This window comes from Rhizobium beringeri (assembly GCF_004306515.1).
Taxonomy (GTDB): Bacteria; Pseudomonadota; Alphaproteobacteria; order Rhizobiales; family Rhizobiaceae; genus Rhizobium; species Rhizobium beringeri.
Genome location: NZ_SILG01000001.1, coordinates 3,055,991 through 3,068,218, shown reverse-complemented (window position 1 = coordinate 3,068,218; position 12,228 = coordinate 3,055,991). Strand labels below are relative to the sequence as shown.

General features: G+C 60.9%; 10 protein-coding genes. 2 read left to right on the top strand and 8 right to left on the bottom strand.

Translation table 11 applies throughout. The annotated features are described in order from the left end of the window. Positions 1–50 precede the first annotated feature (50 nt). Positions 51–1,697, top strand: a complete 1,647-nt coding sequence (gene bglA / locus ELH03_RS15500; RefSeq protein WP_130659184.1) for a beta-galactosidase BglA — start codon at positions 51–53, stop codon at positions 1,695–1,697. A gap of 72 nt (positions 1,698–1,769) precedes the next feature. Here the strand turns inward: bglA and ade are convergent, their stop codons facing one another. Together ade and ELH03_RS15490 are read right to left on the bottom strand one after the other, a co-directional pair. Beyond that, positions 1,770–3,467, bottom strand: coding sequence for an adenine deaminase (ade, locus tag ELH03_RS15495; protein WP_130659183.1), 1,698 nt, complete (start codon positions 3,465–3,467; stop codon positions 1,770–1,772). 119 nt (positions 3,468–3,586) lie between these two features. Further along, a complete protein-coding gene (locus tag ELH03_RS15490; RefSeq protein WP_128402020.1) occupies positions 3,587–4,690 on the bottom strand; it encodes a branched-chain amino acid ABC transporter substrate-binding protein in 1,104 nt (367 codons plus the stop codon). Between the two features lie 487 nt (positions 4,691–5,177). Between ELH03_RS15490 and ELH03_RS15485 the strand changes: the two genes are divergently transcribed. Next, on the top strand, positions 5,178–6,092 hold the full coding sequence (locus tag ELH03_RS15485) for an HD-GYP domain-containing protein (RefSeq protein WP_130659181.1): 915 nt from the start codon (positions 5,178–5,180) through the stop codon (positions 6,090–6,092). An 82-nt stretch (positions 6,093–6,174) separates the two neighbouring features. Here ELH03_RS15485 and aptA read toward each other — a convergent pair whose 3' ends face one another. From aptA to ELH03_RS15455, 6 genes are all read right to left on the bottom strand, one after another. Continuing rightward, positions 6,175–7,500: an omega-aminotransferase AptA gene (aptA, locus tag ELH03_RS15480; protein ID WP_130766485.1), complete on the bottom strand. Its 1,326-nt coding sequence runs from the start codon at positions 7,498–7,500 to the stop codon at positions 6,175–6,177. 356 nt (positions 7,501–7,856) lie between these two features. Beyond that, on the bottom strand, positions 7,857–8,174 hold the full coding sequence (locus ELH03_RS15475; protein WP_128402017.1) for an ArsR/SmtB family transcription factor: 318 nt from the start codon (positions 8,172–8,174) through the stop codon (positions 7,857–7,859). Positions 8,175–8,289: 115 nt separating this feature from the next. Then, entirely contained in the window at positions 8,290–9,039 is a 750-nt protein-coding gene (locus ELH03_RS15470; RefSeq protein WP_130766484.1) for a HugZ family pyridoxamine 5'-phosphate oxidase, read from the bottom strand. Between the two features lie 31 nt (positions 9,040–9,070). After that, positions 9,071–10,123 carry a choline ABC transporter ATP-binding protein gene (choV, locus tag ELH03_RS15465; protein ID WP_128402015.1) on the bottom strand — a complete coding sequence of 351 codons (1,053 nt, stop codon included), beginning with the start codon at positions 10,121–10,123 and terminating at the stop codon, positions 9,071–9,073. After that, entirely contained in the window at positions 10,120–10,965 is an 846-nt protein-coding gene (gene choW, locus ELH03_RS15460) for a choline ABC transporter permease subunit (protein ID WP_026242356.1), read from the bottom strand. Before choW ends, choV begins: the two co-directional genes overlap by 4 nt. Before the next feature lie 72 nt (positions 10,966–11,037). Further along, positions 11,038–11,994 carry a choline ABC transporter substrate-binding protein gene (locus ELH03_RS15455; RefSeq protein WP_027683535.1) on the bottom strand — a complete coding sequence of 319 codons (957 nt, stop codon included), beginning with the start codon at positions 11,992–11,994 and terminating at the stop codon, positions 11,038–11,040. Positions 11,995–12,228 lie beyond the last annotated feature (234 nt).

The following is a 12,228-nucleotide window of genomic DNA, read 5'->3' as shown; positions in this document are numbered from 1 at the left end:
TTTTGTCCGCTTTAGTGTGGCGAGCGCAAACGAGGCAGGAGATGTAGCCGATGGCATTGCAGGCAGGCGGGAGTGCGGACTGGTGGCGCGGCGCGGTGATCTATCAGGTCTATCCGCGCTCGTTTCAGGACACCAACAGCGACGGTCTCGGCGATCTCAGGGGAATCACCCGCCGGCTGCCGCATATAGCCAGCCTCGGCGTCGACGCGATCTGGCTCTCGCCCTTCTTCAAGTCGCCGATGGCCGACATGGGCTACGACGTTTCCGATTATTGCGACGTCGATCCGATCTTCGGGACGCTGGCCGATTTCGACGAGATGATGGCCGAAGCACACAGGCTCGGCATCAAGGTCGTCATCGACCAGGTGATCTCGCACACCTCCGACCGGCATCCCTGGTTCGTCGAGAGCCGATCGAGCCGGACCAATCCCAAGGCGGATTGGTATGTCTGGGCCGATCCGAAGCCGGATGGTACGGCGCCGAACAACTGGCTGTCGATCTTCGGCGGGCCGGGCTGGGAATGGGATGGCGTACGCCGGCAATATTACCAGCATAATTTCCTGACCTCGCAGCCGGACCTCAACTTCCACAGCAAGGCCGTGCAGGATGCGGTCCTCGAGACGGTGAAGTTCTGGCTCGACCGCGGCGTCGACGGCTTCCGCCTGGATACGGTCAATTATTATTTCTGCGACAAGCTGCTCAGGAGCAATCCGCCGCACCAGCCTGATGAGGATGATGCAGGCCTTGATGCGCCCGACAGCAATCCCTACGGCATGCAGAACCACCTCTACGACAAGACGCAGCCAGAAAATGTCGATTTCCTCAAGCGCTTCCGGGCGCTGCTCGATCAGTACGAGGATCGCACGACCGTAGGCGAAGTCGGCGATGGCGCGCGTTCGCTGAAGACGGTTGGCGCCTATACGAGTGGCGGCGACAAGCTGCACATGTGCTATACATTCGATCTGCTCGGGCCGGATTTCACCGCCGAGCATATTCGCGGCTGCGTCGAGGCCTTCCACAAGGCAGTCACGGACGGCTGGGTCTGCTGGGCTTTTTCCAACCACGACGTCATGCGCCATGTCAGCCGTTTCGCGCGGTCGGAGGAAGAACGGCCAGTCATCGCCAAGCTGGCAATCTCTGTGCTTGCGGCGTTACGTGGCTCGATCTGCCTCTACCAGGGCGAGGAACTCGGCCTGCCCGAGGCAGAGCTCGCCTTCGAGGATCTGCGCGACCCCTACGGGATCCGCTTCTGGCCGGCCTTCAAGGGCCGCGACGGCTGCCGTACGCCGATGCCCTGGGAGGCAGGCAAGGCCCATGCGGGCTTCACCTCCGCGGAAAAGAGCTGGCTGCCGGTGCCTTACGAGCAGGCAGCGCTTTCCGTCGATACGCAGGAGGCGAGCGACAGCTCCGTGCTGCATCACTACCGCAAGACGCTCGCATTCCGGAAGAGCCATCCGGCCCTGATCGATGGCGAGATGAGCTTCATCGGCACCAACCAGGACCTGCTCGCCTTCACCCGCGAAAAGGGCGGAGAAAAACTGCTCTTCGTTTTCAACCTGACGCGCAAACCGGCGGAATTCCGCCTGCCTGATGGCATGGTGCTCGGGGAACCGCTTGAGATGCCGGGCTTCGAGGCGGTAGCGGGCGCGGGATCGGTGAGGCTTGCAGCGCTCGACGGGTTTTGTGCGCGGGTTTGATGTTCGTGCTGCTGTGTCTCTGAAGGCGATGGTCAAAGGTTGCCCCACTGCGGAGTCAGCCCTGGAATTGCGTCACCCAATCAGCGCGAACTTGTCCACATCCACCATGCCACGATCGGATATCTTCAGGTGCGGGATGACCGGCAGCGGCAGGAAAGCGAGCTGGAGGAAGGGTTCTTCCAGCGTGGCGCCGAGCGCCAAGGCGGCCTTGCGCAGATGGTGGAGGATGTCGCGAACCGTCTCATAGGGCTCTAGGCTCATAAGACCGGCGATGGGCAGGGCGATTTCGCCGGTGACTTTGCCGTCTTCGACAACGACGAAGCCGCCCTTAATCTCGCCGAGGCGGTTTGCGGCGCAGGCCATGTCGTCTTCGCTGACGCCGACCACGCAGATATTGTGGCTGTCATGGCCGACGGTCGAGGCGATCGCACCCTTCTTCAGGCCGAAGCCCTGGACGAAGCCATTGGCATGATTGCCGTTCTTGCCGTGGCGCTCGATGACGGCGACCTTGATGATATCGTTGGCAAGATCGACCGTCGTCTCGTTGCCCCTGACGGGCAGGCGGTAACGGCGATGCTCGGTGATGATCTTGCCCGGCAGTACGCCAATGACGGGCGTTTCGCCTTCGGCGACCGGGACGCCGAAATGGGCTGCGTTGGCGGGCCTGGCCTTGACGCTGTCGAGACCGATTGGGGCAACCGGTCGGCGCGAGGAAAACAGCGCATCGGTGACGCGGCGACCGGCCGAGAAGACCATGTCGGCGCGGCAGTTTTCCAGGCTGTCGAGAACCACCAGATCGGCGCGCCAGCCCGGCGCGACCAGGCCGCGGTCCCTGAGGCCGAAGGCGCGGGCGGCCGAAATCGAGGCGGCGCGATAGATCGCCAAGGGCTCGACGCCGCTTGCGATTGCCGTGCGGATCATGTGATCGAGGTGGCCCTGTTCGGCGATATCGAGCGGATTGCGATCGTCGGTGCAGAGCGCCAGATAGGGCGACAGCCGCTCGGTGATAATAGGCATCAGCGCCGCGAGATCCTTGGATACCGAACCCTCGCGCACGAGGATATGCATGCCCTTGCGGATCTTTTCCAGCGCTTCGGCGGCAGTCGTGCATTCGTGCTCGGTGCGGATGCCGGCTGAGAGGTAACCGTTGAGGTCGTTGCCGGACAGCAGTGGCGCGTGACCGTCGATATGGCTGCCCTGGAAGGCATCGAGCTTGGCCATGCAGACGGGATCCTTGTGGATCACGCCGGGGAAATTCATGAATTCGGCAAGGCCGATGACCTTCGGATGGTGGCGGTAGGGCAGGAGGCGCTCGATCGGCAGATCGGCGCCGGAGGTTTCGAGATGCGTCGCCGGAACGCAGGAGGAGAGCTGGACACGGATGTCCATGATCGTCTCCAGCGCCGATTCGAGAAAGAATTCGATGCCGGCGGTTCCGAGCACATTGGCGATTTCGTGCGGATCGCAGATCGCGGTCGTCACGCCGTAGGGCAGAACGCAGCGATCGAATTCATGCGGTGTGACGAGCGAAGATTCGATGTGCAGATGCGTGTCGATGAAGCCGGGAACGACGATCCTGCCCGATATATCGATCTCGGTCTCGCCATCATAATTGCCTGAGGTGCCGACGATGCGATCGGCGCCGATGGCAATGTCCGACAGGACGAGTTCGCCGGTAACGAGGTCGAAGAAACGGCCACCCTTCAGCACGATATCGGCCGGCACGCGGCCGACGCCCTGGTCGATGAGACGTTCGAGCTTGGTGGTCATGGCATTGCTCACATTACAACCGATTCCGAAACTTATAACCGATCTGCCGCCACAAGCGAGTGCCGCAAAACGAAACCGGGCGCCGCAAGGGCGCCCGGTCGTCGACGGTCAGCGATGGTTTATTCGGCGGCGACGATCTTGCCGGCTTCCCACTTGTAGAGCGAGAAGCTCTGCGAGGTCAGGTCGCCGGTCTCGCCGTAGGTGACCTTGCCGATGGCGGTCGGGATTTCTTCGCCGCCCTTCAGCGCGGTCGCGACGGCTTCCGCATCCTCGGCGCTGCCGGCCTTCTCGATGCCGGCCTTCAGCACTTCGACGGCGGCATAGGCGTTCAGCGTGAAGGCTTCGGCCGGGATGTTCTTGGCGGCGAGCGCGTCGGCTGCGGCTTTGGAATCCGGGCTCTTGGTGGCGTCCGAAGCGTTGGTGAAGATGGTGCCTGCTACCGCATCGGTGCCGATTGCCCAGAATTCGGTGTTGGAGAGGCCGTCGCCGCCGATAATCGTCGCGTTGGCGGCGAGGTCATGCAGCTGACGGGCGAGCAGGCCGCCTTCCGGGTGGTAGCCGCCGAAATAGACCACGTCGACCTTTTCGGACTTGATGCGGGTGGTGAGCGCGCTGAAATCCTTGTCGCCAGGCGTGATCGCGTCATTGACGACTTCAGTGATGCCGCCGGCGTTCAGCGTCGCCTTGAAGGCGTCGGCGAGGCCCTTGCCGTAGGCGCCCTTGTCGTTGACGATGGCGACGCGCTTGTCCTTGAAATTTTTCAGCACGTATTTGGCGGCGACTTCGGCCTGCTGGTCGTCGCGGCCGCAGGTGCGCAGGACGTTGGTGAGACCGCGCTTGGTCAGGTCGGGGGCGGTCGCAGTCGGGGTGACCATCAGCACGCCGTTTTCAGCAAGCACGTCCGAAACGGGAATGGCGACGCCCGATGTCACCGGGCCGACGACGAAACGGATGCCGTCGCCGACGACCTTGTTGGCGGCGGAAACGCCCTGCTTCGGCTCGCCGGCATCGTCGGCCAGTTCAAGGACGACCTTCTCGCCGAGAATCCCGCCCTTCTTGTTGATCTCGTCGACGGCTGTCTGGGCGCCGTTCTTTACCTGGTCGCCATAGGCTGCGACGGGGCCGGTCAGCGGTGCGATCAGGCCGATGGTGATATCGGCATGGGCAAGCGGCGCAAAGGCGAGTGACGCGACGAGGGTCGCCGTCAATGTCTTGATGGTCATTGTCTGTCTCCTTGGATGGGGTCATTCGACCCGCGATGAAGCGTCGCGCCGGCTTTTCCGGATCGTTCAACGGCCCCAAGGCCGTGCCAAGGACGATCGATATCGGCGCGATCAATGCGCCCCCGGCCATATTTGGCTCGAATGGGTGCAACGGCAAGATTTCTAGGAATTTTGGTGAGATTCCGCAAGTTGATAACAAAATGAAACGAGAATTGAGCCGATCCGGCGCGAGATCGTCCAAAAATCATCGATCTCGGCGCAGTTTTCCTATCTCTGCAGGATGCCGGTACCGCGCGTCAGCGGCGCGCCGATGAACCTGCCGAATTTCGCGGAAGCTCTCTCTATCTGTCTGAATATTAGAATTCTGCTTTGAGATTAACACTTGATTCTACCAATTAGAGTAGAACCATTGTTCGCGCATATATTGCTGCGATGCAAAAGAGCGGTCGACGATAAACAGAGAGATATTTCAGGAATAGAGAGCTGGATGCTCAAGCGAGTCGAAGCCAGACAGGTGCGCACCGGAATGTTTGTCGAGGCGATCGAGGGTGCCTGGCAGGATCCTCTTCTGTCTAAACGAAGATTTCTCCTGCGCCGTGAAATCGATGCCCAGAAGCTTCGCAAGAGCGGCATGACAGGTGTTATCATCAACACCAGCAGAGGCCTCGATATTGACGGCCTGCCGGGCGGCAATATCGAGATCGACACCAAGGCGGCACGCGAGACCATCCAGAAATCCATGCAGGTGCTGGAAAGCGTTTTTGGCCGACTCCAGCATGGCGACGGGATCAGCGTCGATCAGGTGGCGCCGGTGATTTCCTCGGTGTCCAAGTCTATCGATCAGAATCCCACGGTCTTTCTAAGCGTTACGCGTCTGAAATCCAGGGATGAGGCGACGTTCCTGCATTCGATTTCGGTGAGTGCGCTGATGATCCTTTTCAGCCGTCATCTCGGACTTGACGAGACGACTGTTCAGATGCTCGGCACAGCAGGATTGCTGCACGACGTCGGCAAGCTGGAAATTCCGCTCGAGATACTCAACAAGGAAGGCCCCCTGGACGAGGACGAGATCAAGATGATCCGCGACCATCCGGAAAAGGGACACGCAATCCTGTCGCGTCAGGAAGGCATGTCGGAGATCGTTCTCGACGTCTGCCTCAACCATCATGAGCGTATCGACGGCAAGGGCTATCCCCGCAAACTTTCAGAAGCGCAGGTCAGTCTCAATGCGCGTATCGCTGCGATTTGCGACGTCTATGACGCCATCACCTCGGTGCGGCCGTACAGGGCGCCATGGAGCGCGAGCCAAGCACTGAAATGGATGCTTGGCAACGAAGGGCATTTCGATCGTCGGCTCTTGAAGAAATTCGCCCTCTGCCTTTCCGTCGTCGCCGTGAACTGAAGTCTATCCATCTTCGCAACAAAAGAGCCTGCACGGACTTGGATCCGCCGCAGGCGCTGATGCCGAAGCCTTCGGAGCTTTCTCAGATGTTGTTCTGCAGGATCGTCCGCAGCTTGCCGAAGAGCTCCTCGATATGGTGCTTCTCGATGATCAGCGGCGGGGAGAGGGCGATGATATCGCCGGTGGTGCGGATCAGCAGGCCGCTTTCATAGGCTTTCAGGAAAGCGGTGAAGGCGCGCTTGGTCGGCTCGCCGGCGATCGGGTCGAGTTCGATCGCGCCGATCAGGCCGGTGTTCCGGATGTCGATGACATTGGGGCAGTCCTTCAGCGAATGCAGCGCGTCGGCCCAGTAGTCCGAAAGCTCGGCGGCGCGTGTCAGCAGGCCCTCTTCCTTGTAGGTGTCGAGCGTGGCGAGTGCGGCGGCGGAGGCGATCGGGTTGCCGGAATAGGTGTAGCCGTGGAAGAACTCGATCATGTGCTCCGGGCCGTTCATGAAAGCATCATGGATCTCGGAGGTGACGAAGACGGCGCCCATCGGGATGACGCCATTGGTCAATCCCTTGGCGGCGGTGATCATGTCGGGCTTGACGTCGTAATATTGCGCAGCGAAGGGGGCGCCGAGGCGACCGAAGCCGGTGATGACCTCGTCGAAGATCAGAAGGATGCCGTGTTTGGTGCAGATCTCGCGCAGCTTCTGCAGGTAGCCCTTCGGCGGGATCAAGACGCCGGTGGAGCCTGCCACCGGCTCGACGATGACGGCGGCGACGGTAGAGGCGTCATGCAGGGTGACGATACGCTCGAGCTCGGTGGCGATGTCGCCGCCATGCTCGGGCTCGCCGCGGGTGAAGTTGTTCTTGCCGGGCTGGTGGGTGTGCGGCATGTGATCGACGCCGGTCAGAAGCGTGCCGAACATCTTGCGGTTGGTGACGATGCCGCCGACGGAGATGCCGCCGAAATTGACGCCGTGATAGCCACGCTCGCGGCCGATCAGGCGGAACCGTGATCCATTGCCCTTCACCCGATGATAGGCGAGCGCCACCTTGAGCGCCGTCTCGACGGATTCGGAACCGGAGTTGGTGTAGAGAACGTGGTTCAGGCCTTCCGGGGCAATGTCGACCAGGCGGTTTGCCAGCTCGAAGGCCTTGGGATGGCCGAGCTGGAAGGCCGGCGCGTAATCGAGCTCGCCGGCCTGCTCGCGGATCGCCTCGGTGATCTTCGGGCGGCAGTGGCCGGCATTGACGCACCAGAGGCCAGCCGTGCCGTCCAGCACCTGACGGCCGTCATGGGTCGTATAGTACATGTCCTTGGCGCCAACGAACAAACGCGGCTCCTTCTTGAACTGGCGATTTGCCGTAAACGGCATCCAGAAGGCGCGAAGATCGTTCGGTGCGTTGAGGCGATTGGACATGCTGTTCTCCTGGCCGCTGACGGCCCTTTCCCGGGGGCTTTACGCCCATATTTTTACTGCCCGGTCAAATTATCAGGGCTTCCCAAAGCGTCAACGGGAAAAGTCCCGAGAACGGTTCCTAACGGGAAGCTCAATTGTTTCGGTCGATCCCGGGGCGAGCGCTTCACCGCGTTCAGGCTGCAATTCCTTCCCCGCCGGCGAAAGGAGCAGAAGACCAGGGCCTTCAAAGACACGACCGGCAAATCGCAAATTTGCCGGTCGTGCCATAAGGTTCACGTGCTGAAATATCGTTGCCAAGCCTCCGGGAACATTCCCTTGCAGCACGGCATCGGCCAACATTCATGTCAGCGCTATCATTAAGCGGCGGATCTATTCCGGTTCTGCACGAGGTAGATGTCTTCGAGCGTTGCCAGGATCTTCATGACCGGTTCGGAGGTACTCGAATAATAGATGGTTTGTGCGTCCCGGCGGGTCTTGACCAGCTTTTGGGCGCGCAGTTTCGACAGGTGCTGAGAGAGAGCCGACTGGCTGAGCCCGACCTGCGTCGCAAGCGCGCCGACGGCTACTTCGCCCTTCACCAGGCTACACAGGATCAGCAATCTCTTCGGGTTTGCCATGGCCGACAATAAAGCTGCCGCCACGTTCGTGTGATCGGCCAAATCAGAGGTTTCCATATGTTATCTTCCTAATGCGAAACGTACATCAAGCGTGTTGGCGCAGGCCGCCAGCCGGGATTTTGACTGACACCAAAAACTAGCAACTGGGCTCGAAGATTGTATATACCTAAATTTAAGGTATCGAGTATGCTATTTTAGATATGTTTGAACAAATGTGATCGGCATCCACAGCGAGGGTTTCGAACTCGTATCGCAGCAGAAAATCGCCGGAAATCATGTCAAAACCTGAGGGATCGACACCACAAATGCGCCAGGAACCCGATTCCGGCGCCTTTAGCCTGGTAGCAAGGCTCTCCTCCACATCGGGATAGCGTTCTACTAAATCTCGCACTGTTTCTGCCGCCCCGGCGGCAATCTCCTCATTCGCGGCTGACCGGATGACGAGATCGTTCCCTTCGAGTTGGTAGGCGCGGCCGAAGCCGCCATTGAGGCTGGCCTGCTCAGGCTTGAGACGGAAGAACAGGAAATCAGGAAAGTCGATATAAAGCTTCGCCTTGGGATGGCGAGCGAGAAAGCGCGTGCGGATCCGCGCGTAGAATGGACTGCTGTGCTCGACAGGTTCTGCCACGCATTGGGTCGTCAGACGGGGATAGGCAAGGGGATCGCCCTTGCCTGGCTCGCCGGTCAGGAGCGAGGCGCGCGGGTCTCTGGCGAGCGCCCTGGTATGAGCCGACAGCTGCGAAACCAGGATGACGGGGGTGCCGTCGATATCGGTGGCGACGAGCACGCGGCTGGCGAAGGGGAAGCCGGTCTCGGGGGAGAGAACGGCAATCGCCGCGTGCCTGGCGGAGCGCAGAAGCACGCGGGCGAGCTTGCGGGCATCGTCGTCGGTTTCGCGTAAGGGCGATGGCTGATCTTTCATATCCGCTTTGTGACAAAGCGGACGGAAAACATCAAGCTTCCTGCTTGCGGCGATGGCGGGTGAGGCCGGCAACGATATCCTGAGCCGAGATGGTGCCGACGATCGCGCCGTTCTCGACGATCCCGATACTGCCCGGTTGGCGGGCAAGGGCATCGAGGATATCGATGAGCGGGGTCGCGGCGCGGGCCGTGGCGCTGACGCTCATGCCGGCGGCAGTCTGGCCGAGGCCCGGCTGCATGACGTCGGCCGCCGTCAGCATGTTGATCGGATTGAGGTTCTGCACAAAATCGGCGACATACTGATCTGCGGGGTTCTTGACGATGTCGTGCGGCGTTCCGCACTGGATGATGCGGCCGCTCTCCATGATGGCGATGCGATTGCCGATGCGGAAGGCCTCGTCGAGATCGTGGCTGACGAAAAGAATGGTCTTCTTCAGCCGCCGCTGGAACTCCAGGAGCTCGTCCTGCAGACGGGTGCGGATCAATGGGTCGAGCGCCGAGAAAGGCTCGTCCATGAGCAGGATCGGGGCGCCGGTGGCAAAGGCGCGGGCAAGGCCGACACGCTGTTGCATGCCGCCGGAAAGCTCGTTGACCTTGCGGCCTGCCCATTTCGTCAGATTGACGAGTTCAAGCTGCTCGCCAACGCGGAGCTTGCGTTCGGCTTCCGGCATGCCGGCGAGCTCGAGGCCGAAGCCGACATTCTCGGCGACCGTGCGCCAGGGCAGGAGAGCGAACTGCTGGAACACCATGGAGACGGTGTGCGTGCGCAGATCCCGCAGCGCCTTGGCATTGCATCTGTAGGGGTTGACTGGGCCGGTGGTCGTGGAGACGGCGACATCGCCACGCACCACGGGAGCGAGCCCGTTGACGGCGCGCAGCAGCGTCGACTTGCCGGAGCCGGAAAGGCCCATCAGCACCAGGATCTCGCCTTCCTCGATCGTCAGCGAGGCATCGGCGACGCCGAGCACCAAGCCGGTCGTGGCGCCGATTTCGTCGCGCGATTTGCCCTGATCGACCATGGCAAGCGCGGTTTCCGGCCGATCGCCGAAGATGATGCTGACATTATTAAAGCTTACTGCGGTCATGCACCGCCTCCTTCACCCGCCGTGCGGAACATCCGGTCGAGAATGATTGCCAGGATGACGATGCAGAAGCCCGCCTCGAAGCCCTTGGCGATATTGACGGTGTTCAGCGCACGGACGACGGGCACGCCAAGCCCGGGAGCGCCGACAAGGGCGGCGATGACGACCATCGACAGCGACAGCATGATGGTCTGGGTGAGACCCGCCATGATCTGCGGCGTGGCGTAGGGAAGCTCGATCTTGCGCAGCACCTGTATCGGCGTCGCGCCGAAAGCGACGGCGGCTTCGACGAGGGACGGCGGCGTCGAGATGATGCCGAGGCGCGTCAGCCGGATCGGGGCGGGGATTGCGAAGATGACGGTCGCGATCAGGCCCGGCACCATGCCGAGGCCGAACAGGATGAGCGCCGGGATCAGGTAGACGAATGTCGGTATGGTCTGCATGAGATCGAGTACCGGGCGCATGGCAGCATAGATCCAAGGGCGGCGGGCGGCGGCAATCCCGAGCGGAATGCCGATCACCATACAGACGAAGGTGGCGGCGAGCACGAGGGCGAGCGTCTCCGTCGTTTCCTTCCAATAGTCCTGGTTGACGATCAGCAGCAGCCCAAGACAGGTGAAGACGGCGACCGCGATCGACCGGCGCAGCCAAAAGGCGATCGCGGTGATGGCAGCGATGACGATCAGCGGATGAGGCTTCTGCAGCACGAAGAGCAGGCCGTCTATGGCGCTCGACAGCAGGAAGGCGATCTGGTTGAAAAACCATTCGCCGTTCGAGGTCAGCCAGTCCACGAAGGATTTGGCCCAAGGGCCAACGGGAATCTTAAATTCGGTGATCCAATTCAAGGGCGCGCCCATCCAGAAAAACAACAATCGGACAAAAATGAAACGGGGCGGCGAGCCGCCCCGTTCGTATCATCAGAGGCCGAGGCCGGTCTTGGCGGCCGCGAGAGCGTCGCCCTTGCCGTCGCGGGTCTTGACGCCGGCGAGCCAGGGCTCGAGTGCTGCGGGGTTCGCTTTCAGCCATTCGGAAGCTGCAGCCTCCGGCTCTTTGCCGTCGTTCAGGATTTTGCCCATGATGTGGTTCTCCATGTCGAGGGAGAACGTCAGGTTCTTCAGCATCGTGCCGACATTCGGGCATTCGTCGAGATAGCCGGCGCGGACATTGGTGAAGACCTTGGCGCCGCCGAAATCCGGACCGAAGATATCGTCACCGCCGGTCAGGTAGGTCAGCTTGAAGTTGGTGTTCATCGGATGGGGTTCCCAGCCGAGGAAGACAACGGGCTTGCCTGATTTGTCGGCGCGCGCGACCTGAGCAAGCATACCCTGCTCGGAGGACTCGACGACTTCCAAATCCTTCAGGCCAAAGGTGTTCTTTTCGATCATGTCCATGACGAGGCGGTTGCCGTCGTTGCCAGGCTCGATGCCATAGATCTTGCCGTCCAGCTCATCCTTATGAGCGGCGATGTCCTTGAAGTCCTTGATGCCGAGCTCGGCGCCCTTGGCGTTGGTGGCGAGCGTATACTTGGCGCCGACGAGGTTGGGGCCGAAGGATTCGACCGACTTGTCGTCGAGATAGGGCCGGACGTCCTTTTCCTGTGTCGGCATCCAGTTGCCGAGGAAGATGTCGATGTCCTTGTTCTTCAGCGAGGTGTAGGTGACCGGCACCGAGAGAACCTTGATGTCGGTCTGATAGCCGATGCTCTTCAGGACGACGGATGCGGTGGCGGTGGTGGCGGTGATATCCGTCCAGCCGACGTCCGAGAAATGAACGGTGGAGCAGCTGTCGGGATCGGCGGCGAAGGCGGCGGTCGCAACGGAGAGGGCGGCGACGGCAGTTGCGGTAACGAGTTTGAACGTGCTTGTTGTTTTCATTTTAGACTCCCAGTCTTTAAGTTCCCAAGCCAACCATCAATAACCGAGTTTGACAAGCGACCTCAGTGCGTTTGCGCCGTATCGACCCATGCGATTGCGACGTCCGCGGATTTTTTCGCAATGCCTTGTTTCCGGGGCTTTCGGTGGTTTTCGAGCCGGATTCCTGTGATTATCGCTCCCTCAGGGCTTTTCTTTGCCATTCCGAGCTTTCAATAAGCCGATCAAGGAGAAATC